The sequence below is a fragment of the Kribbella alba genome, assembly GCF_039529635.1.
In the GTDB taxonomy this organism is placed as follows: domain Bacteria; phylum Actinomycetota; class Actinomycetes; order Propionibacteriales; family Kribbellaceae; genus Kribbella; species Kribbella alba.
In genome coordinates, this window is record NZ_BAAANE010000007.1 from 146151 (window position 1) to 168182 (window position 22032).

Sequence of the window (22032 nt, forward strand, 5' to 3'; positions counted from 1 at the left end):
GTCCGCACCGAGACCCGCTGCGCGGTCAGCGTCGGTATGCCCACCATCCCAACCCACGGACCGCCGACACCGGCTCGCGACACAAGCCTGTCCGTCACCTCGATCCGACGACAGCAGCGGGCCGGCGATCAGCAAACAGCGCTGCCGAGCCTGCCGTGAGATGGGTCACGTTACTTGGGTTGTAACTTCGGTTTACAGTTGGCGGTATGAGCTTGCAGGAGAGAAGCCGGCGGGACGCCATCGGGATGGGGGTCGCGCTGCTGAACCGGTTGGCGAGGTCTCGTGCGATCGACAGGCTCGGGTGGCGCAAGCAGACCGAGCGGGTTGTGTTCGAGGCGACGAAGACCGGCTTCCGCACCGCCGGCGCGCTGACCAGGAGTTTCACCGCGGCGAGCAAACTGGCGAAGCCGTCGCGGTTGCCCGCAGCCAAGGGCGCCGGGCGGTTCGACCTGACGCCGACCGACGACCAGCAGATGGTGGTCGGCGTGGTCACGGAGTTCGCCGCGGAGGTGCTGCGGCCGGGCGCCCCCGACGCTGATACAGCCAGTACTACGGACGCGAAGGTGCTGGCGCAATCCGCCGAGCTCGGGCTGAGCCTGATCGAAGTACCGGAGGAGCTCGGCGGGATCGTCACCGAGCGCTCGGCGATGACCGGCGTACTGGTCGCTGAGGCGATGGCGCATGGCGACATGGGCCAGGCGGTGGCGTGCCTTGCGCCGGCGGCGGTGAGCACGGCGATCTCGCTGTGGGGTGACGAGACTCAGCAGGCGACGTATCTCCCGGCGTTCACGGGGGAGTCCGTCCCGGCCGCGGCGCTCGCGATCGTCGAACCGCGGCCGCTGTTCGACCCGTTCGCTCTCACGACGCGCGCGACGCGGCAGCGGACTGGGCACCTGCTGAACGGCGTGAAGTCCCTCGTACCACGGGGCGCCGAGGCCGAGGTGTTCGTCATCGCGGCCCAGCTCGAGGACCAGGGGCCGGCGTTGTTCCTGGTCGAGTCGGATCACCCGGGCGTGACTATCGAGGCGGAACCCTCCATGGGGCTTCGCGCGGCCAGCCTCAGCCGGGTGCTGCTGGAGGATGTCCCGGCCGTGCAGCTGGGAACTTCGGAGGACTACACGGAATGCGTCCGCCTGTCGCGACTCGGGTGGTGTGCGCTTTCCCTTGGTACTGCGAAGGCGGTGCTCGACTACGTGACGCCGTACGTGAACGAGCGGACGGCGTTCGGTGAGCCGATCAGCCACCGGCAGTCCGTCGCGTTCATGGTCGCGAACATCGGCATCGAGCTGGAGGGCATGCGACTCGTCACCTACCGGGCCGGATCGCGTGCTGAGCAAGGGCTTCCGTTCGCTCGTGAGGTGGCGTTGGCGCGTCGGTTGTGCTCGGAGAAGGGCATGCAGATCGGTACGGACGGGGTGCAGCTGCTCGGCGGCCATGGCTTCGTGAAGGAACACCCGGTCGAACGTTGGTACCGCGATCTGCGGGCCGTCGGCGTGATGGAAGGTGCGGTGCTGGTCTGATGATCAACCTCGAGACCCCGCGGAAGTTCCGGGCGTTCGTCCACCAGGCACACCAGGTGGCGGCGGAGATGCTGCGGCCGAACTCCCGGCAGTACGACCTGGCCGAGCACGAGTATCCGAAAGAGCTCGACATGCTCGCGGCGATGGTGGACGGCCTGGGCGCTTCGGGAACCGGCTCGGGTGCCGGAGCCAGCGGCGTACGGCGTACCGAGGGCGACGGGGACGACGGTGGCAAGGTCAAGAACGGGTCGAATCTCTCGTCGGTGCTGTCCATCATGGAGATGTGCTGGGGTGACGTCGGGCTGCTGCTGTCGATGCCGCGGCAGGGCCTGGGGAACTCCGCGATCGCCTCGGTGGCATCCGACGAGCAGCTGAAGCGGTTCGAGGGGGTGTGGGCCGGGATGGCGATCACCGAGCCGGGCTGCGGATCCGACTCGGCGAACATCCAGACGACCGCGCGGCTGGACGGGGATCACTACGTCATCAACGGCGAGAAGATCTTCGTCACCGCGGGCGGTCGCTGTGATGCCGTGGTGGTCTGGGCGACGCTGGACAAATCGCTCGGGCGGGCCGCGATCAAGTCGTTCGTGGTGTTCAAGGACACCCCGGGCATGACGGTCGAGCGGCTGGAGCACAAGCTCGGGATCCGCTCGTCGGACACCGCGACGATCCGCTTCGACAACTGCCGGGTGCCTGCGGCGAACCTCCTCGGCTCTGCTGAGGTGGATGCGGAGAAGGGTTTCGCGGGGGTCATGCAGACCTTCGACAACACGCGCCCGCTGGTGGCCGCGATGGCCGTCGGGTGTGCCCGCGCTTCGCTGGAGCTGACACGTTCGCTGTTGTCCGAGGCTGGTGTGGAGGTCGACTACGACCGGCCGGTCCACCTGCAGCCGGCGGCCGCGGCGTCGTACCTGCAAATGGAAGCGGACTGGGAGGCGGCCTATCTGCTGACGCTCCAGGCCGCCTGGATGGCCGACAACGGCAAGCCGAACTCCCTGCAGGCCTCGATGGCGAAGGCGAAGGCGGGGCGCGTCGGCAACGACATCACCCTGCGCTGCGTGGAGCTCGCCGGCAGCATCGGCTACAGCGAGCACGAACTCCTGGAGAAGTGGGCCCGAGACTCCAAGATCCTCGACATCTTCGAAGGTACCCAGCAGATCCAGCAGTTGATCGTCGCGCGGCGCCTGCTCGGGAAGACCTCGGCCGAGCTGAAATAGCAGGTCACGGGTCCTTCGGCTTGGTCGGTGCTGGGCTTCTCATCAGCTGGGGTTGTGGGCTGTGATGGTTGCGATGGTGCAGGGTTTGCCGGTCTCGTTGGTGCTCACTACCTGGGCGAGGGCGAAGGTTCGGCCGCGGTGGAGGACTGATGGGCTGAAGACTAGGTGAGTGCCCACTGGGACGGGCCGAACGTAGGCGACGTGGATCGACGCGGTCACCAGGGCCTGGTTCGATGATCTGAGGGCAGCGATGCCCGCCAGTTCAGAGGCACACAGCGAGACCCCTCCGTGCAGATTGCCGAGGGGATTGCCGAGTTCGGCTGTCACTTCCAGAGGCAGATCCGGCATCGCGCACGCCGGTATGCCGATGACCGTCGCGGTGTCGGCTGCCAGCAGACGATGCTTGCTCGTCGCAGCGGATACGCCCGGCGACTGGGTGACGAATCGGCCGCGCTGGCGGCTGTGCGCGATGACACGGCCGGTCGAGTCGATGACCTGTCCGGACGCCATGCCGCCGATGGCGTCGAGCTGCAGCACGCGCCCCTCGGCGTACAGGGGTGACCCGTCAGTGGGGAAGTCGGCCAGGAAGTCGATCGAGATCTCGGTGCTGACCGACCAGCTGTGCTCCGGCCGCCGGGTCTGGATGGCGTAGCCGAGGACGTTGTCGACCAGGACGCCGAGTGAGCCCGCGCAGGGCCGTCCGTCCGGTCCCGCCGACCAGGGGCCAGTCGTCATGGATCCGGTGACTGACGTCCGGCCCGGCGCGACGGAGTCGATCCGGAACAGACGTTCGGGCCCGCCGGCGACGATCATTCCAGCTGCTTCGGTCAGAGGTTGGGGCACTTGTCAGCTCTCCTCGCTGCCGGGCGGCACTCGGTGTCTTGAATAAACGGTCATACCATTCTAATGTGCGACCAAGGACCTTGCGTCACGAGGGAGAGCACGTGATGGCCACCACGCCGATGAAGACCGTCCATGACAGGTACAGCGACGAGCAGATCTCGGGGTACTACGCCTCCGGGTTCTGGCAACCGACAAGCTTCACCGGACTGGTGAACGAGCAGGCCGGCGCGCGGCCCGACCAGACCTTCGTGTTCGACAGCAGCACCTCCCTGAGCTACGCGCGGTTCCGCGACCTGGCGTTGCGCCTGGCCGTCGGGTTACGTCGTGCCGGCCTGAGGGCGGGAGACCGGCTCGCGGTTCAACTGCCCAACTGGACCGAGTTTCCGATGGTGGCCGCGGCTGCCTCGCGGATCGGGGTGATCGTCGTACCGATCATGCCGATCTACCGAGGCGACGAGGTGGCCTATGTTCTACAGCACTCGGGAGCGGTCGCCGCGGTCACCTGCGAGGAGTTCCGTGGCTTCGGTCACCTCGCGATGTTCGCCGGACTTCGCGGCGCGTGTCCGGAGCTCCGCTCGCTGTTCGTCGCGCGTGCCTCAGACGACCTCGATCCGTCCATCGCGATCTCGCTGACGGAGCTCCTCGCCGAGGGGGAGTTGGCGGAACTCGACTCCGATGCAGGCCCGGACAGCTCTCCTGACGACGGGTTCCTGATCGTCTACACATCGGGTACGACGTCGCGGCCGAAAGGTTGCTTCCACACCTTCAACACCGTGCGGGCCAGTGCCGCGGCCATCGCCAAAAGCCTGCACTACAACCAGGACGACGTGCAGTTCGGTCCGTCACCGGTCACCCACAGCACGGGGCTGGTGACGAGCGTGGTGCTGCCGCTTCTCGCCGGCGCGAAGTCCTACCTGATGGAGACGTTCGATCCCGCGGACGGCTTGCGCCGGATCCAGGAGTACGGCTGCACTGCCGCAGTGACCGCGACGCCGTTCCTGCAGATGTTGATGAGCGCTTACGACCCGGACAAGCACGACGCGAGCAGCCTGCGGCTGTGGGTGTGTGCGGGTTCACCCATCCCGGGTTCAATCGTGGAGCGATCCCGTGAGCTCTTCGCCGGCTGCCGCACCCTGAGTCTCTACGGACGCTCGGAGAACTTCCTCACCACCATGTGCACGGTGGACGACCCTCCAGACCGATCGGTCACCTCGGACGGGTCGGCCCTGGAGGGTGCCCTCGTGCAGATCGTCGGCGCCGACGGCCTCGAGGTACCTCGAGGCGATGAGGGGGATATCGCGTACCGGGGCCCAAGCCACATGATCGAGTACTTCCGTGACGAGACGCAGACCGCCGCACTGTTCACCGCAGGAGGCTTCTCGGTCTCCGGCGATCTGGGGCGGATGGACACCGACGGCTTCGTCCGGGTGACGGGTCGGCTCAAGGACATCGTGATCCGCGGTGGGATGAACATCAGTGCCCGGGAGGTCGAAGATCACCTCCTGCGTCATCCCGGCATCGCCAATGTCGCGATCGTCGGCATGCCGGACGAGCGCCTCGGCGAGAGGGTCTGCGCGTACGTCGTGCCGGCTGCCCAGGGCGAAAGCCTGACCCTGGAGGCGATCACGGGCTATCTACGCGAGCTGAACGTCGCGGTTCAGAAGCTTCCCGAGCGGCTGGAGATCGTGCCCGCGTTGCCGATGACGGCCACGGGCAAGGTGCAGAAGCACATCCTCCGCGCCGACATCTCGAAGAAGCTGGCCTGAGCGCTGTCGAACAGCGCCAGCTCCGTACTGCGCTATGTCCGCAAAGGTCTGAGGGATTCCACCGTTCGGCGAGCGGTGACAAAGGTTGCCCGGCCAGTGAGCAGCTTCCGCCCGGCGGCCTCGGCGTTGAGCTCCACCACTGCGAGACCGTAGTCATCCTCCAGAGGCTCGACGGAGACGACCACGCCCGACAGCTCGACCGTGTCGCCGATCATGAAGGGGGCGGTGAACCGCACCTCGTACCTCCGCAGGTTCTCCACCCCGCACCAGTCGGTGAGCCAGGCGGCCACGAGTCCAGCGGTCAGTTGGCCCATCGCGATCGGCCGCTCGAAACCGGCTGCCGACGCGACGGCTGGATCGTGGTGCAGCGGATTGAAGTCGCCACCAGCGCCGGCGAACCTCACGATGTCGGTCTGGGTGAGAGGGCCGAAGCTACGGCTGGCCGGCCGCTCGCCCAAGGTGGCCTCGATCATCCTCGTCCCCTCTCGATCAGGACCTCGCGCTGGCGTACGGCGACCGCGCCAGCGGCATCGACGTACACCGTCTCCAGGGTGATCAGGCGCATCGTCCCGCCATGCTTGCCCTCGCGGTTCTCGTCGGCGATCACCGTCCGGGTGCCCACGACCGAGTCGCCGGCGCGCAGCGGCCGCTCGTACTCCCAACTGACCGAACCCACCAGGATCCGGCTCAGCTCCAGACCGAGCTTCTCGACGAAGGCGGCCTGGTCGCGTTGATGGCCCGAGACCACGACGTGAGTGGCAGTGGCCAGAGCGCACGGGGTGCGGTGGGACGGGTCCTCGGCGTGGGTCGCCCTGGCGAACTCGGCGATCTTGCCGCGCTCGATGTCAAAGGCGACGACATCGACGATGGTCCCGACGAGATCGCTCACCAGCACCCTCCAGCCAGCTAAGGTCTTTTGGTCTGACCTATAGTACAGTTCGAAGTGAGAGCGACAAGGTGGTGACGATGGACCTCGCAGACACCCCGGACGAGGCGCGGTTCCGGACCGACGTACGCGGCTGGCTCGAGAAGGCCCTGCCCGAGTTGCCGTGGCCGGAGCCGGTCGACCTGGTTGAGCGACTCGGGTTCTGGCGGCAGTGGCAGCGGATGCTGTTCGAAGCCGGGTACGCCGGGCTCACCTGGCCGACGGAGTACGGCGGCCAGGGTCTCGACGAGCGTCTGCGCGCGATCTTCGGCGAGGAGTGCGACCGGGCCGGGGCGCCGGAGCGGCTCAACCTGATCGGCGAGGACTTCTGCGGTCCCACCATTGCGCATTTCGGAACCGAGGAGCAGAAGGTTCGCTATCTGCGCCCGATCCTGACCGGCGACGAGATCTGGTGCCAGCTGTTCTCCGAGCCTGACTCCGGCTCCGACCTGGCGTCCCTGCGGACGAAGGCCGTCAAGGTGGACGGCGGCTGGCGCATCCAGGGACAGAAGATCTGGACGAGCCGCGCTCAGATCGCGGCGCATGCGATCCTGCTGGCTCGGACAGGTGGACCACGCCACAAAGGCATCACCTTCTTCCTGCTCCCGATGGACAGCGACGGCGTGACCGTCCGTCCACTCCGTCACCTGCTCGGCGAGGCGGAGTTCAACGAGGTGTTCCTCGATGACGTGTTCCTGCCGGACAGTGCGGTGGTCGGAGAGGTGGACGGCGGCTGGTCGGTGGCGATGGGCACACTCGCCTTCGAGCGCGTCGCGATCGCGACCGGGCGGGTCAACACCAGCAAGGCGATCGACGACATCATCGACGATGTCCGGCACCGGATGGATGCCGCCGGCCGTCCGCTTGGTGCCGACCCGCACGTTCGTCAGGCGATCGCGGACTTGTGGGCGCGGGCCCTTGTGCACCGGACCATCAGCCAACGCGTGATCACCGGGGCGGTATCGGATGGACCGCCCGGTCCGGTGACGTCGATCGGCAAGCTCTACTTCTGCCCGCTGGTGGAGGATCTCGCGGACTTCCGGCTCTCCCTCGAACCGCTCGGGGACCAGTTCGGTCTCGACGACGAAGGCAGTGCCGCGCCGCGATGGCTCCGGCTGGCCAACCAGGCCCGCGGTACTGCGATCGCAGGCGGCTCGACCTTCATCCAGCGCAACATCGTCGCCGAGCGGATCCTCGGCATGCCCCGGAATCCACAGGCGAACTCATGACCTACACCTGGCACCCGACACCGGACTACCTCGAGAACTCCAACGTGGCCCGGCTGATGCGCACGCTCGGGGTGACTACAGCCGACGAGCTCCGGGCGCGTTCGGTCGCGGACATCGGCGCCTTCTGGGATGTCGTGGTGAGGGATCTCGGGATCACCTTCCGCGAGCCGTACTCCGAGGTGGTCGACGTCAGCCGCGGTATCGCCGACCCCGAGTGGTTCGTCGGCGGCAGCCTGAACGTATTCGACGTCTGCTTGGCACGCTGGGCTGACGAGACACCGGACGCCGCCGCAGTCGTGCATGAGTCTGAGGGTGGTGACGTCCGCGTCCTCACGTTCGCCGAGCTGGCGGATCAGGTCGCCCGGGCCGGAGCCGGCCTGCGTGCCCGCGGGATCGTGAAAGGCGACGCGGTCGCCATCTACCTGCCGATGACTCCGGAGGCGGTCGTGGCGACGTATGCCATCGCCAGCATCGGCGCGATGGTGGTGCCGTTGTTCTCCGGCTTCGCGCCGACCGCGATCGCCTCCCGGCTCCGGGATGCCGGCGCGAAGGCTGTGATCACCGCCGACGGCACGATCCGCCGAGGCAAGGCCGTGGCGATGCAGCCACAGCTCGAGGAGGCTCTGATCTCCTGTCCTGGTGTGGATGTGGTGGTCGTCGTGGACAACCTCGGAGACGGGAAGGTCGGCGAAGCGGAGGTCGCGTGGTCGGAATTGCTGGCCACTGAGCCCGACCTGGAGGCCGAGCCGACCTCGGCCTCGGATGTCCTCCTGCTGGCCTACACCTCCGGGACGACAGGCCGCCCCAAGGGCGCGGTGCACACTCATGCCGGCTTCCTGACCAAGGTGGCGAGCGAGGTGGCCTATGGCTTCGACCTGCGGCCGGGACGGACTTTCTGCTGGATCACCGACATGGGCTGGATCATGGGCCCGCTGTCGATCATCGGCACGCACGCGTGCGGGGGCACTTTGCTGCTCTACGAGGGCTCCCCGGACGTCCCCGACGTCGATCGGCTGTGGCGGCTCGTCGAGCGGCACTCGGTCTCCATGCTCGGTGTTTCACCGACCCTGATCCGCACCCTGCGTGCTGTCGGCAACGAACTGCCTGCCGCGGACCTGTCGTCGATCCGGATCCTGGGTTCGACCGGTGAGCCGTGGGATCCGGAGTCCTACGAGTGGCTGGCCCGTGAGGTGTTCGACGGCCGGGTGCCGATCATCAACTTCTCCGGCGGCACCGAGGTCGGCGGATCCTTCCTGTGTCCCTACCCGGTGGAGGAAATCCGCAGCTGTTCTCTGGGTGGTCCAGCGCTCGGGATGGACGTGGATGTGGTCGATGACGAGGCGCATCCGCTCCGGGGGAGCGTCGGCGAGCTCGTCTGCCGGCAGCCCTGGCCGGCGATGACCCGCGGAGTCTGGAGAGACGATGCCCGCTACCGGGAGGCGTACTGGTCGACGTTCCCCGGGCTGTGGCGGCACGGCGACTACGCCTTGGTGGACGAGCAGGGAGGCTGGTTCATCCTCGGGCGCTCCGACGACGTCATGAACGTCGCGGGCAAGCGGGTCGCCCCGGCCGAGATCGAGTCCGTCCTGGCAGTGGATCCGGCGGTGGCCGAGTCCGCGGTGATCGGCGTACCGGATCCTGCGAAAGGCGAAGCCCTGTGGGCGTTCTGGGTCGGTCGGCCCGACCGTGAGGATGACGACACGGTCGGACAGCGGCTGCGCTCTCTGGTCGCCACGGAGATCGGCAAGCCCTTCGCGCCGTCCCACGTCGTGCGGGTCGAGCAACTGCCCAAGACCCGGTCCGCCAAGATCCTGCGGCGGGCGGTGCGTGCTGCGGTGCTCGGCACGGATCCGGGTGACCTGTCGGGTGCGGAGAACCCTGGAGCGGTCGAGGAGATCCGCGCGCAGGTCAGGGGATTGCGGTGAGACCGTCAGCTTCGGGGGACCTCGATCGACGTACGGTCCTCGACCTCCATCACCGCTTCCGCGTAGGCGTGCACGTGCCGCTTCATCCGCCGCACTGCGGCCCCGGCGTCCTGGGCGCGGATGGCCTTGGTGATGTTGCGGTGCGCCAGCACGGTAGTACGTCGTACCTCGGCGTCGACGAATCCCTTGTTGTCCGTGGAGGCGTAGATGCTCCGCGAGAGCGCCAGCATGAACCCGGTCAGCAGTTCGTTGTGGCTCGCGATGGCGACCGCGATGTGCCAGTCGACGTTGGCCTGCAGGAAGTCGGCCAGCGAGCCCGTCTCCGACGAGATCGCCTCGTTGGCCTCCTCCAGCCGGGTGAGGTCCGCATCTGTGCGGTACTGCGCTGCCAGTTGGGCGCACGCGGGCTCGATGGCCTCGCGGGTCTCGAGCAAGGCGGCCAACCGGATCTGCTTGCCCCGGATGAGGAGATTGACGGAGCTCGCGATCGACTCCTCGCCCGGGCTCTGGACGAAAGCGCCGCCCGCCCGCCCGGTCTTGATCCGGACCAGCCCCTGCACCTCGAGGATGCGCAGCGCCTCGCGAACCGTTGTACGGCTCATCCGGGTCTGGGTGACGAGTTCGCGTTCCGGCGGAAGCGCGGTGCCTTCGGGGAAGTCGCCGTGCAGGATCCGCTCGCGCAGCTCATTGGCCAGCACGTCCGATGCCTTCGGAACCTGCATCGGGTTGAGCTGTACGGCGTGCCGGGTCGTGCCGGTCTCCGAGATCACTGGATCAGCCATGTCGTATCGCATTCCCGCCTATTTGGTCCTACCTAAACTATCATTCGCCGGCCCAGCGCATTGAGCGGCAGGCCGAGGAAGGAATCCTCGTGGAGTGGAAGCTCTCCGATGAACAGGACGCCTACAGCAGGACGCTGCGCGAATGGCTCGCCGACGTGGCGCCGGCAGGCGCTGTGCGGCTCTGGCTCGACGAGGCCGATGCCGGCACGTTCGAGAAACGGATCGCCGCGGACGGCTGGTCGGGAGTCGGGATTCCCGAAGAAGCAGGAGGCCAGGGCGGCGGGCTCGTCGAGCTGGCGCTGACCTCCGAAGAGCTGGCCCGCGCGGCGGCGCCGTCGGCCGCATGGCTCGCCACGGTGCTCGCAATCCCTGCTCTGGCGGGGCGGGCCGAGTTGGTTGAGCGTGCGCTCGCGCAGGAACCGATCGCGCTGCTGACTGCTGCAGATCTGGTGCCCGGCGAGATGCCAGGTCTCGTGCTGGACGCCGACGGCTCAGTGAACGGGACGGTGGACCGCGTCCTCGCAGGCGACCGTGCGCATTCGTTCGTCGTCGTGGTTCAGCAGGACGGTGGAAGGTCGCTACGGTTGGTGGATCGGCAAGCCGTAGGGGTGACGATCACGCCTCGGCGGCTGCTCGACCGGTCCAGATCGGTGGCGGACGTGCGGTTGGAATCCGTGGCGTCCGAACCGCTTGAGGTGGATGCCGACGCCTACCTGGCCGGCTGTGCCGCGCGAGCCGCTGTGCTCACCGCCGCTGACTCTCTCGGCGCCACGGAGCGCATGCTCGACCTGGCGGTGGAATACAGCAAGCAGCGCCACCAGTTCGGCGTACCGATCGGCTCGTTCCAGGCGGTCAAACATGCCGCGGCGACGATCCTGGTGGGCGTCGAGGCGGCGCGGTCTGTGGTCTATTTCGCCGCCGCCTCGGTCGACAGTGATGCCCCGGATGCCGCGCTGCACGCCGCGGCGGCCAAGGCACAGGTCACCGCGGAGGGTGCGCGGGCCGCCGATGGCGCACTCACCATCCACGGTGCGATCGGCTACACGTGGGAGTACGACCTGCAGATCTTCTACAAGCGCGCCAAGCTCGACGAGCATCTGTACGGCGATCCGCAGGTCTGGAACGAACGGATCGCGGACGGCCTGGTCCTAACGGGACCCTAGTCTGAAGCCGATCTAGGATTTGGTCAGTCCATTTGTTAGAGTCATGCCAATCACTCCAGACGTCGAGAGAACTGGCGATCGAAGGGGACATCGTGGACTTCGAACTCTCCGAGGATCAGACGACCATCCGCAAAGCTGTTGCGGAGCTGGCCGCCAAGTTCGACGACCAGTACTGGATGGACAAGGACGCGGCCCACGAGTTCCCGATGGAGTTCTACCGGGCGTTCGCGGACGGCGGCTGGCTCGGGATGACGACACCGGAGGAGTACGGCGGGCACGGGTTCGGCATCACCGAGGCCGCGCTCCTGCTCGAGGAGGTGTCCGCGTCGGGTGGCGGCATGAACGCCGCAAGCTCGATCCACCTCTCGATCTTCGGCATGCACCCGGTGATCGTGCACGGCTCGGACGAGCTGAAGCGGGAGAACCTGCCGCGGATCGTCAACGGCGACCTGCACGTCTGCTTCGGCGTCACCGAGCCGGGCGCGGGCCTGGACACCACGAAGATCACCACGTTCGCCAAACGCGACGGCTCGGACTACATCGTCAACGGACGCAAGGTGTGGATCTCCAAGGCGATGGAGTCCGAGAAGATCCTGCTGCTCACCCGGACCACCAAGTTCGAGGACGTGGACCGAAAGACCGACGGCCTCACGTTGTTCCTCACCGATCTCGACCGGGCCCAGGTGGACATCAGGCCGATCAAGAAGATGGGCCGCAACGCCGTCTCGTCCAACGAGCTGTTCATCGACTCGCTCCGGATCCCCGAGGCGCACCGCGTCGGCGAGGAGGGCCAGGGCTTCAAGTACATCCTGGACGGCCTCAACCCCGAGCGGATGCTGGTGGCCGCCGAGGCGTTGGGGCTCGGCCGGGTGGCTCTCAAACGGGCCGTGCGGTACGGCAACGAGCGCGAGGTCTTCGGCCGCCCGATCGGGACGAACCAGGGCCTGCAGTTCCCGCTGGCCGATTCGCTCGCCCGACTGGACGCCGCCGAGTTGGTGTTGCGCAAGGCAACTTGGCTCTACGACAACGGCAAGCCGTGCGCTCGTGAAGCCAACACCGCGAAATACCTCTGTGCGGAGGCTGGCTTCGAGGCGGCCGACCGGGCGCTTCAGACCCACGGCGGGATGGGGTACTCCGAGGAGTACCACGTCGCCAGGTACTTCCGGGAAGCGCGGCTGCTGAAGATCGCTCCGCTGAGCCAGGAGATGGTGCTGAACTATCTCGGCTCGCACGTCCTCGGACTGCCGAGGAGCTACTGATGTTCGACCTCGCCGGGCGCTCGGCGCTCGTGACCGGAGCGGGCAATGGCATCGGAGCAGCGGTGGCCAAGGCCCTGGCGACCGCAGGTGCCGCCGTTCTCGTGACCGATGTCGACAAGGATTCCGCGGCGGCGGTGGCGGACGCCATCGTGAAAGGCGGCGGCCACGCTGAGTCCGCAGTACTGGATGTCCGTGACGCCGAGCAGGCGGCGGAGGCGGCGAGGCAGGCGGCCGAGTTGGCCGGCGGCACGCTGCACATCCTGGTCAACAACGCCGGGGCCATCGCACCCGCGATGTTCGCGAAGATGACGGCGGAGAACTTCGACCTGGTGCTCGGGATCCATGTCGGTGGCACCTTCACGGTGAGCCAGGCGGCGTTGCCGTTCCTGCCCGACGACGGAACCGGCCGGATCATCAATGTGACCTCGGCGGCGGGCTTGGTCGGCACCATCGGCCAGGTCAACTACAGCGCGGCGAAGGCGGCGATCGTCGGGATCACCAAGTCCCTGGCGAAGGAACTGGCCCGCCGGCAGATCACGGTCAACGCGATAGCGCCGCTGGCGGCGACCGCCATGACCGAGAACATCCGCGGCAACGAGAAGCTGGCGGAGCTGACGCTGGCCCGGATCCCCCTGGGCCGCTGGGCCGAACCCGAAGAGATCGCGGCGACGTTCGTGTTCTTCGCCTCCGACGCCGCGTCGTACATCACCGGGCAGGTTCTGCCCGTCGACGGAGGGACGGTCATCTGATGGCATCCACCAGCCCGATGGCCCGGGCCGGACGCGAGGCCCTGATCATCGAGGCCCTGCGGACCCCGATGGGCAAGTCCCACCCCGATCGGGGCTGGTTCCGCGACGTCCATCCCAACGAGATGCTCGGTGCGGTCTACACCGCGCTGCTGGCGAGCACGGGACTGGCACCAGAACAGGTCGAGGACCTCGTGATCGGTTGCACCGCGCCGTTCGGGGAGCAGTCCCGCAACATCGCCCGAAACGCCTGGCTGCAGGCCGGCTACCCACCCGAGGTCCCTGCGACCGTCCTGGACCGGCGTTGCGGCTCCGCCCAGACCGCGGTGGAGATGGCCGCGGCATTGGTTGCCTCCGGCACCCATGACGTGGTGGTGGCCGGCGGTGTCGAGCACATGGGGCACGTGCCGATGAATTCGCCTGCGGCGATCACCGAGCTGTACGGCGACCCGTGGCCGGCCGAGCTCCGGGCGTTGTACGACTTCGTTCCGCAAGGCGAGAGCGCCGAGTTGATCGCGGATCGGTGGGAGATCTCGCGCGCCATGATGGACGAGTTCGCCGAGCGCTCCCACCGGCTGGCGAGCGCGGCGGTGGAGGCCGGTCGCTTCGAGCGGGAGATGATCCCGCTCGAGCTCGACGGGGAACTCCGGACCAGCGACCAGGCCATTCGCCCGGACACGACGATGAAGACCCTGGCCGGGCTCAAGCCCGTCTTCCGCCCAGAGGGCCGGATCACCGCGGGGAGCTCCTCGCCGATCAGCGACGGTGCGGCCGGAGTACTGCTGGCATCGCGAGAGGCCGCCGAGCGGCACGGTCTGCGGCCACGGGCGCGGATCCTCGACCAGACCACCGTCGGGGTCGACCCGATCATCATGCTGACCGGCCCGATCCCGGCCACCCGACGGCTGCTCGAGCGCAACGGGATGACGATGGACGACATCGGCCTGGTCGAGATCAACGAGGCGTTCAGCTCGGTGGTGCTGGCGTGGGAGCGCGAGCTCAAGCCGGACATGGACAGGGTCAACGTCAACGGGGGCGCGATCGCCCTCGGACATCCGGTCGGTGCCACCGGTTCGCGCCTGTTCGGCACGCTGCTTGCCGAGATGGAACGCCGGGATGCCGAGATCGGGCTGGTCACCATGTGCTGCGGCGGCGGACTCGGCACCGCGACCCTCGTCCAGCGGGTCTCATGATCAACCTCAGCGCACACATCCGCGCCGGCGACGGGGTCTGGTGGGGACAGGGCAGCGCCGAGCCGGAGCCTCTGGTCAATGCCTTGCTCGACCAGGTCGACGGTATCGGGGCAGTCCGCGCCTTCTGCGGTCTGACCTGGAACGAGCGACTCTCCGGCGACCTGCCGGACTCGCTCACCGTGCTGTCGTACGGCGGCCTCGGTGAGTTGCGCAGGCTGAGTCGGCACGGCCTGCTCGAGGTCGTCCCGTGCCACTACTCGGCGATCCCGCGGATGTTCGAGCAGGGGCGGTTGCCTCGGGATGTCGGCCTGGTCCAAGTCTCGCCACCCGACCAGGACGGCCTCGTTTCGTTGGGGATCGGGGTCGAGTACGCAGCCGACGCGCTGCTGCACACCCGGACCCTGCTGGCCGAGATCAACCACCGGATGCCGCGCACGATCGGCAGCGCCTGGCTCCCGCTGAGCGCCTTCGCCGCAACCATCGAGACGGATCGTCCGCTGCGCGAGGCGCAGGTGCGTGGTTCCGACGACGTCGAGCGGGCGATCGCGGACAATGTGGCCGGCCTGGTCGAGGACGGGGACACGGTCCAAATCGGCGTCGGTTCCCTGCCCAACGCGGTACTGGAGTCGCTGGCCGGTCATGTCGACCTCGGCTTCCACAGCGGCATGATCACCGACGGGGTGATGGCCCTGGTGGAGAAGGGCGTCATCACCGGTGCCCGCAAGGAGATCGACCAGGGAGTCGTCGTGACAGGTGCGGCGCTGGGCACGGCCGCCATGTACGACGGCCTGCACGAGTTCCCGGTCGAGTTCCGGCCCGCGAGCTACACCCACGCACCCGCCGTACTCTCCCAGCTGCGATCGCTCGTCTCGATCAACTCCGCGATCGAGGTGGACCTGCTGGGTCAGGTCGGCGCCGAACTGCGCCGCGGAGTACATATCGGAGCTGTCGGCGGGCAGGTCGACTTCAGTCGTGCGGCATCGCTCACCGGCGCCCGCTCGATCATCGCCCTCCGGTCGGAGTCGGCCGGACAGTCGACGATCGTGACCGCGCTGCACGGTGGCGTCGTGACCACGGCGCGCGTCGACGTCGACGCGGTGGTGACCGAGCACGGGGTGGCGATGCTGACGGGCTGCACGGTCACCGAGCGTGCTCTCCGCCTGATCGGGGTCGCGGCGCCGCATCATCGAGACAGGCTCGAAAAGAGCCTCGCGGACCAGGAGACACCATGAGCCTGAACCCCATCAGCCAGGACAACAGGACCGAGAGTGAGCTCCGGCGGGTGCGGATCCGGGAGGTCGGTCCGCGGGACGGCTTCCAGAACGAGCCCGAGACGATTCCGACGCCGGACAAGATCAGGCTGATCAACTCGCTCGGCCGGGCCGGCTTCCAGCGCATCGAGGTGGCCAGCTTCGTGCGGCCCGACGTGATCCCGCAACTGTCCGACGGCGTCGAGGTGCTGCGCGGCATCGACCTGCCGGACGAGGTGGCCCGGATGGTGCTGATCCCCAACAGCCGTGGCCTGGACAACGCACTCGCCGTCCGCGAGCTGTTCGACGAAGCTGCCGTGTTCGTCAGCGCCTCCCAGACGCACAACCAGCGCAACATCAACCGGACGGTCGAGGAGACGATGGCCGACGTCAAGGTGATGGGCAAGCGCATCCTGGCCGAGGACCTGACGTTCTGCGCGGTGATCGCGACCTCCTTCGGCTGTCCGTACGAGGGCAAGGTCCCGCTGGATCGGGTCCTCGGCCTGGCCGAGGACTTCGCCGCGGCCGGGGCCACCGAGATCGGCTTCGGCGACACCACCGGCATGGCCAACCCGGCGTACGCCGCGCGCTTCTTCGCCGCCGCGATCCAACGGCTGCCAGGTGTCGAGATCACCGCGCACTTCCACAACACCCGGGGTCAGGGCCTGGCGAACGCGTACGCCGCGCTCGAGGCCGGGTGCACCAGCTTCGAGTCGAGCTTCGGCGAGCTGGGTGGCTGCCCGGTGCCGGCCGGGTCGACCGGGAACATCGCCACCGAGGACTTGGTGAGCATGTTCCAGGAGATGGGCGTCGGGACCGGGCTCGACCTGGAGCAGGTGATCGCTGCCGCGCGCGAAGCTCAGGCCGTCCTCGGCCGCAAGCTCACCAGCCATTCGATCGTCGCGGGTCCCGTGCTGTGGACCACCCCTGACCAACCCCGAGGGAGATTGACCAGATGAGCAACCGCGTCGCCATCGTCACCGGAGGTGCCCAGGGAATCGGCAAGGGAATCGCGAACACCCTTGGCGAGCAGGGCTTCCGGGTGGCCGTCGCCGACCTGAACCTCGCGACCGCCGAGCAGACCGCGAAGGAGATCACCGCCGCGGGCGGCGTCGCGATCGCCGTCCCGATCGACGTGACCGACACCGCGTCCGTGGCTGCCGCTGTCACCGCGGTCGAGGCCGAGCTGGGTCCGATCGAGGTGGTCGTGAACAACGCCGGCTGGGACGACTTCATGCCGTTCGTCGCCACCACCGAGGAGTTCTGGGACAAGATCCTCGACATCAACTTCAAGGGCGCGCTGCGGGTCGTGCAGGCCGTGGTACCGGGGATGATCGAGCGAGGATTCGGCCGGATCGTCAACATCGGTTCGGACGCCGGCCGGGTCGGCTCGTCACTCGAAGCCGTGTACTCCGGGTCCAAGGGCGGCATCATCGCTTTCACGAAGACGCTCGCCCGGGAGGTCGCCACCAAGGGCATCACCGCCAACACGGTGTGCCCGGGTCCCACCGACACCCCGGCGCTGCGCAAGTTCGCCGAAGGGTCTGGAGACGAGGCGGAGAAGGTGATCGCCGGCATGACCCGGGCGGTGCCGATGAAACGTCTGGGGACGCCGGCGGACATCGGACCGGCGGTCGCCTTCTTCGCTTCCGACGCGGCCGGGTTCGTGACCGGGCAGACGCTGTCGGTCAGCGGCGGACTGACGATGGCCTGAGGAGGCGGGAACTCATGAGCTCTGAGGTTGTCAGCTGGCGGACCGAGGCGCCGGGCGTCATGGTCGTCCTGCTCGAGCGCCCGCCCGCCAACGCGCTCGGACCGCCGATCCTCGACGGGCTGCACGCGGCCGTCGATGCCGCCGAGCAGGCCGGCGATGTGAAGGTCGTGATCGTGGCGTCGGCGCTCGACGGATTCTTCGCGGCGGGTGCCGACATCAAGCACCTGTCGTCCGTCGACGCGGCATCCTTCCTGGCGTACGGCGACCAGATGCGCGCTGTCAACGACAGGATCGCCGCGGCACCGTGGATCTCGATCGCGGCGGTGGACGGCCTTGCCCTCGGCGGCGGCCTGGAACTCGCGATGGCCTGCACTCTGCGTGTCGGCGGACGCGGCGCGAAGTACGGTCTGCCAGAGGTGAGGCTTGGTCTCATCCCCGGTGCCGGCGGCACTCAAAGGCTGCCGCTGTTGGTCGGTCGCGGCCGGGCGCTCGACATCATCCTGACCGCGCGTCAGGTCGGCGCCGAAGAGGCACTGCGCATCGGCCTTGTCGATCGCCAGACGGATGGCGATGTCGTCAAAGAGGCGCTCGCGCTCGCGGCAGAGCTCGTCACCTCGTCCCTTCCTGCGCAACTCGCCGCCGTTCGCAGCGTCGACGCGGCCTTCGACCTGCCGCTCGCCGACGGGCTCGCCTTCGAGGCGCGCCAGGAACAAGCCCTGTTCTCCGACGGCGAGGCTGCCGAAGGGATCCGCGCCTTCCTTGACAAACGCCCGCCGGACTTCAGGTGAGCCCGGGACCGCAGTGCCGAGGAGGCAGGAGATGAAGAGCCTGGACGCGGCGTACAAGACGTTGTTGCTCGAGGAACGGACCCCCGGTGTCGTGGTCGTCACGCTGAACCGTCCCGACCGGTACAACGCGATGACCGACACCATGTTCGGAGAGCTCGAGCAGGTGGCGCTGGCTCTCGACGGCGAGGACGACTGCCGGGTGGTGATCCTCACCGGCCAGGGCAAGGCGTTCTGCTCCGGCTACGACCTCGCAGACGCGGACAGGCTGGTGGATCTCGGGGCGATGCGCATGCTCGCGCTGCAGGAACGCGGTGCCCGGGCGCTGCTCGCCGTACGGTCGATGCGGGTACCGGTCATCGCGGTGGTCAATGGTCCTGCCGCGGGCGGCGGCATGTCGCTGGCTCTGGCCGCCGACATCCGGCTCGCCTCGACTGCCGCGAAGTTCAGCGCCGCCTTCGTCCGGATCGGTCTGTCGGCGGGGGACCTCGGCTCTTCCTGGCTGTTGACCCGCCTGATCGGTCCCGCCGCGACCAGCGAGATCTGTTTCACCGGCCGGGCCGTCGCCGCCGACGAGGCGCAGCGGCTCGGCCTGGTCAACTCTGTCAGCGAACCTGACCGGTTGCTCGACGATGCTTTCGTGCTCGCCGACTCGATCGTGGCGAACTCGCCCGGTGGCGTGCAGCTGTCGAAGCGCGCCTTGCAGGCCAATCTCGAGATCTCGTCGTACGCCGCCGCGCTGGAGCTGGAGAACCGCGGACAGGCTCTGCTGACCCGTGGGTCGGACATGCCAGAAGCGCTCGCCGCGTTCAAGGACGGTCGCCCGCCAGTCTTCACGGGACGGTGACGATGGACTTCCCGGAGCTGGAGACGCTGACGTTCGAGCTGCTCGCCGGCGACATCGGCGTACTGCGGATCAACCGTCCGGAGCGGATGAACTCCCAGACCGTGCGGATGTTCCACGAGTACGGGGAGGCCGCGTTCGCGCTGCGGGACAGCGCCTTGCGAACCTTGATCCTTACAGCTACAGGGGAACGGGCCTTCTGCGCCGGGTTCGACCTCGACGAGCTCGACGTGATCACCCGGATGGGAGTGCGCGAGTTCCTCAGGTTCCAGGAGACCGCGACGGGTGGGATCCAGGCGATCCGGCACCTGCCGTTCCCGGTGATCGCGGCCATTCACGGCCCGGCCACGGGCGGTGGGATGGCCCTCGCCCTGTCCGCCGACATCCGGCTGGTCTCCCCGACGGTGAAGTTCAGCGCGGCGTTCGTCAAGGTCGGCCTGTCGATGGGCGAGCTCGGTACGTCGTACAACCTGACCCGGCTGGTGGGTCCGGGCCGGGCGGCCGAGATCGGTTACACCGGCCGGATCGTCGGCGCCGAGGAGGCGGTCGCGATCGGCCTGGCCAACCGGGTGATTCCGACCGGGGAACTCTTCGATGAGGCGGTCGCGATGGCGCGGCTGATCGCCACGAACTCGCCCGGCGGGGTGCGGATGTCCAAGCGGGCGATCCAGCGCAACCAGGAGATCACTTCGTACGCCGCGGCGCTGGAACTGGAGAACCGTGGACAGGCTCTGCTGACCCGGACCGAAGACATGCCGGAGGCCCTCGCCGCCTTCAAGGACAAGCGCGAGCCCCACTTCAGTGGCCGGTGAGACGTGACCTGGGACTGGACGCCTGACAACCTGGCCGCGCTGGAGCGATTCCTCCAAGATCGGGGCCTCACCGACGGCCCTTTGACTACCAAGCGGATCGGTGACGGCCACTCCAACCTGACCTTCCTCGTCGATGACGGGACACGGCAACTAGTGGTACGCCGTCCGCCACCTCCGCCGACGCCGCCCGGCGCACACGACATGCTCCGTGAGGCGCGCCTGATCGACAGCCTGGCCGACACCGCCGTACCGGTTGCCAGGCTGCTCGCGACGGCCGGGGCCGACGAGGTCATCGACGTGCCGTTCTACGTGATGACGTTTGCCGAAGGGCCTGTGGTCACCACGACGACACCGCCGCCGCTGGACACTCCGGCCGTACGGCGACAAGTCGGCGAGGCGCTCGTCGACACCCTGGCCGACCTGCACGCGGTCGACTGGCGCGCCGCCGGGCTGTCCGATCTCGGCCGGCCAGAGGGATTCAACGAGCGCCACCTTCGGCGGATGGGCCGCTTGGTCGCTGATGCGGACGGCAACCCGCCGCCACAGTTCGCGGCGATCGACGACTGGCTCGCGATGCATGTACCGCCGGAGTCCGGGGACTCGATCGTGCACAACGACTACCGCCTGGGCAATGTCGTAGTCGCGCCGGACGCGCCGGGCTGGATCGCCGCAGTACTCGACTGGGAGCTCGCGACGATCGGCGATCCGCTGTTCGACCTCGGCTACTTCCTTTCCTCGGTGCCGGAGAGGGGCGCCCCGATGACACCCACCGAACAACTCGGCACCGCGATGCTCGAGGAGGGCTGGCCGACCCGTGCGGAGCTCGCCAACCGGTACGCCGCCCGCACCGGACGCGACCTGGCCAACCTCGACTGGTACGCCGGGCTGGCTCTGTGGAAGCTGGCCGTGCTCTACGAGTACGGCCGCCGGCGGGCCGCTCGCGGGGTGGGAGACCCGTACTACGCCGATCCGGCGCTGGTGCGGTCCTTCCTCGAAGCGGCGCACCGCGCGGTCGGACTCGAATCCACTGAGGAGACCTGATGGAGAACCAGTTCCGTGATGAGCTGGTGCCGGCTGAAACCCCCGGCCTGCCGGAGCGATTCTTCGACCGGTTCGTCTTCAACCTGCACCGCACCGACGCGGTGGTTCCGTCGGTGCTGGTCGGGCTCGGGATCTACCCGCCGAAGGACACGGTGGACGGGTTCGCGATCCTCTGCACCGAGACCGAACAGCGCAACATCCGGTTCGGGTCGTTGCTCAGCGCAACGGACGGCCGCAGTGCCGGACCCTTGCGCTGGTCCGTGCTCGAGCCGATGAAGACCTGGCACCTCGCGCTCGGCCCCAATCCCACCGGCCTCGAGTTCGACGTCACCTGGCGAGCCCGTACTCCGGCCTGGTTCGGCGAGGTGGCGGTGACCAACCAGGACGGCACCTCATCGTCCTTCGAGCACCTCTTCCAGTCTGGTTTGTACGACGGCACGCTCAGCATCGACGGTGTCCCGCAAGTGGTGGCGGGTTGGTACGGACAGCGCGATCGCTCGCGGGGAGTTCGCACGATGAGCGGCGGCCAGGGGCTGCACATCTGGTACCAGGCGCAGTTCGCGGACCGCTCGATCGGCTTCCTGCTGGTCGAGAACCGCGAAGGCGGCCGCCTCCTGCTCGAAGGCGCCGTCATGCACACCGACGGCGAGCTCGACACCATCGTCGACGTCCGGCACGACTTGTCCTTCGACGACTCCCTGGACCTGCGGTCGGGAACTGTCGAGGTGACCACCAAGGCAGGCCCGGTTTACCTCATCAGTTGTGACGCGTCAGCGGGTGGTGCGTTAATGGCGGGCGGCGGGTACGGCGGCCACCACGGTCGTGCCGTCGAACGCGACCATCTGGAGTACGACGTCTATCGGCTGGACGGCTCGGTGTCCCCGCGAACCCTGGACTCCTCCCTCACCGACAAACTCGCCGCCTTCAGCTGGAACGGCACGCCCGGCATCGGCATCTTCGAGTTCGCCCTGACCCGCAGCCCGTCGTACACCTACCGGCCAACGCTGGCCTGACGGTC

At 68.0% G+C, this 22032-nt stretch carries 21 protein-coding genes; 17 read left to right on the top strand and 4 right to left on the bottom strand.

Features of this window, described 5'->3' with window-relative positions; all coding sequences use genetic code 11:
* The first annotated feature begins 206 nt into the window (after positions 1-206).
* Both ABD210_RS18715 and ABD210_RS18720 read left to right on the top strand, forming a co-directional pair.
* Positions 207-1520 (top strand): acyl-CoA dehydrogenase family protein, encoded by a 1314-nt coding sequence (locus ABD210_RS18715; RefSeq protein ID WP_344112953.1) that lies wholly within the window; start codon positions 207-209, stop codon positions 1518-1520.
* Positions 1520-2737 carry an acyl-CoA dehydrogenase family protein gene (locus tag ABD210_RS18720; RefSeq protein WP_344112954.1) on the top strand — a complete coding sequence of 406 codons (1218 nt, stop codon included), beginning with the start codon at positions 1520-1522 and terminating at the stop codon, positions 2735-2737. Before ABD210_RS18715 ends, ABD210_RS18720 begins: the two co-directional genes overlap by 1 nt.
* 42 nt (positions 2738-2779) lie before the next feature.
* Here the strand turns inward: ABD210_RS18720 and ABD210_RS18725 are convergent, their stop codons facing one another.
* Positions 2780-3580, bottom strand: coding sequence for a PaaI family thioesterase (locus ABD210_RS18725; RefSeq protein WP_344112956.1), 801 nt, complete (start codon positions 3578-3580; stop codon positions 2780-2782).
* A 65-nt stretch (positions 3581-3645) separates the two neighbouring features.
* Between ABD210_RS18725 and ABD210_RS18730 the strand changes: the two genes are divergently transcribed.
* Positions 3646-5346: an AMP-binding protein gene (locus tag ABD210_RS18730; RefSeq protein WP_344112958.1), complete on the top strand. Its 1701-nt coding sequence runs from the start codon at positions 3646-3648 to the stop codon at positions 5344-5346.
* Between the two features lie 32 nt (positions 5347-5378).
* Here ABD210_RS18730 and ABD210_RS18735 read toward each other — a convergent pair whose 3' ends face one another.
* Both ABD210_RS18735 and ABD210_RS18740 read right to left on the bottom strand, forming a co-directional pair.
* The gene (locus ABD210_RS18735) at positions 5379-5819 is read right to left on the bottom strand and encodes a MaoC family dehydratase (protein WP_344112959.1); all 441 of its coding nucleotides are present in this window, start codon (positions 5817-5819) and stop codon (positions 5379-5381) included.
* A complete protein-coding gene (locus ABD210_RS18740) occupies positions 5816-6235 on the bottom strand; it encodes an FAS1-like dehydratase domain-containing protein (RefSeq protein WP_344112960.1) in 420 nt (139 codons plus the stop codon). Before ABD210_RS18740 ends, ABD210_RS18735 begins: the two co-directional genes overlap by 4 nt.
* Positions 6236-6312: 77 nt before the next feature.
* Here ABD210_RS18740 and ABD210_RS18745 point away from each other — a divergent pair, with 77 nt between their 5' ends.
* Positions 6313-7500 carry an acyl-CoA dehydrogenase family protein gene (locus tag ABD210_RS18745; protein ID WP_344112963.1) on the top strand — a complete coding sequence of 396 codons (1188 nt, stop codon included), beginning with the start codon at positions 6313-6315 and terminating at the stop codon, positions 7498-7500.
* Positions 7497-9425, top strand: coding sequence for an AMP-binding protein (locus ABD210_RS18750; protein WP_344112964.1), 1929 nt, complete (start codon positions 7497-7499; stop codon positions 9423-9425). The genes ABD210_RS18745 and ABD210_RS18750 overlap by 4 nt, the downstream gene beginning before the upstream one ends.
* 5 nt (positions 9426-9430) lie before the next feature.
* On the opposite strand, the gene ABD210_RS18755 is transcribed toward ABD210_RS18750, so the two are convergent.
* Positions 9431-10207 carry a FadR/GntR family transcriptional regulator gene (locus ABD210_RS18755; RefSeq protein WP_344112966.1) on the bottom strand — a complete coding sequence of 259 codons (777 nt, stop codon included), beginning with the start codon at positions 10205-10207 and terminating at the stop codon, positions 9431-9433.
* An 89-nt stretch (positions 10208-10296) separates the two neighbouring features.
* On the opposite strand from ABD210_RS18755, the gene ABD210_RS18760 reads away from it, so the two are divergent.
* The 12 genes from ABD210_RS18760 (at position 10297) to ABD210_RS18815 (ending at position 22027) form a co-directional block, all read left to right on the top strand.
* A complete protein-coding gene (locus ABD210_RS18760) occupies positions 10297-11370 on the top strand; it encodes an acyl-CoA dehydrogenase family protein (RefSeq protein ID WP_344112967.1) in 1074 nt (357 codons plus the stop codon).
* 92 nt (positions 11371-11462) lie between these two features.
* Complete coding sequence (locus ABD210_RS18765) at positions 11463-12629, top strand: acyl-CoA dehydrogenase family protein (protein ID WP_344112969.1); 1167 nt, start codon at positions 11463-11465, stop codon at positions 12627-12629.
* Entirely contained in the window at positions 12629-13378 is a 750-nt protein-coding gene (locus tag ABD210_RS18770; RefSeq protein WP_344112970.1) for an SDR family NAD(P)-dependent oxidoreductase, read from the top strand. Before ABD210_RS18765 ends, ABD210_RS18770 begins: the two co-directional genes overlap by 1 nt.
* Positions 13378-14568 (top strand): thiolase family protein, encoded by a 1191-nt coding sequence (locus ABD210_RS18775; RefSeq protein WP_344112971.1) that lies wholly within the window; start codon positions 13378-13380, stop codon positions 14566-14568. The genes ABD210_RS18770 and ABD210_RS18775 overlap by 1 nt, the downstream gene beginning before the upstream one ends.
* The gene (locus tag ABD210_RS18780; protein ID WP_344112973.1) at positions 14565-15800 is read left to right on the top strand and encodes an acetyl-CoA hydrolase/transferase family protein; all 1236 of its coding nucleotides are present in this window, start codon (positions 14565-14567) and stop codon (positions 15798-15800) included. Before ABD210_RS18775 ends, ABD210_RS18780 begins: the two co-directional genes overlap by 4 nt.
* On the top strand, positions 15797-16777 hold the full coding sequence (locus tag ABD210_RS18785; RefSeq protein ID WP_344112974.1) for a hydroxymethylglutaryl-CoA lyase: 981 nt from the start codon (positions 15797-15799) through the stop codon (positions 16775-16777). Before ABD210_RS18780 ends, ABD210_RS18785 begins: the two co-directional genes overlap by 4 nt.
* Positions 16774-17532, top strand: a complete 759-nt coding sequence (locus tag ABD210_RS18790) for an SDR family NAD(P)-dependent oxidoreductase (protein ID WP_344112975.1) — start codon at positions 16774-16776, stop codon at positions 17530-17532. Before ABD210_RS18785 ends, ABD210_RS18790 begins: the two co-directional genes overlap by 4 nt.
* 59 nt (positions 17533-17591) lie before the next feature.
* Positions 17592-18320, top strand: a complete 729-nt coding sequence (locus tag ABD210_RS18795; protein WP_344112976.1) for an enoyl-CoA hydratase/isomerase family protein — start codon at positions 17592-17594, stop codon at positions 18318-18320.
* Positions 18321-18351: 31 nt separating this feature from the next.
* Positions 18352-19164: an enoyl-CoA hydratase/isomerase family protein gene (locus tag ABD210_RS18800; RefSeq protein WP_344112977.1), complete on the top strand. Its 813-nt coding sequence runs from the start codon at positions 18352-18354 to the stop codon at positions 19162-19164.
* A 2-nt stretch (positions 19165-19166) separates the two neighbouring features.
* Positions 19167-19973, top strand: coding sequence for an enoyl-CoA hydratase/isomerase family protein (locus tag ABD210_RS18805; protein ID WP_344112978.1), 807 nt, complete (start codon positions 19167-19169; stop codon positions 19971-19973).
* 3 nt (positions 19974-19976) lie between these two features.
* The gene (locus ABD210_RS18810) at positions 19977-21014 is read left to right on the top strand and encodes a phosphotransferase family protein (RefSeq protein ID WP_344112979.1); all 1038 of its coding nucleotides are present in this window, start codon (positions 19977-19979) and stop codon (positions 21012-21014) included.
* Complete coding sequence (locus tag ABD210_RS18815; protein WP_344112980.1) at positions 21014-22027, top strand: Rv3169 family protein; 1014 nt, start codon at positions 21014-21016, stop codon at positions 22025-22027. The genes ABD210_RS18810 and ABD210_RS18815 overlap by 1 nt, the downstream gene beginning before the upstream one ends.
* Positions 22028-22032 lie beyond the last annotated feature (5 nt).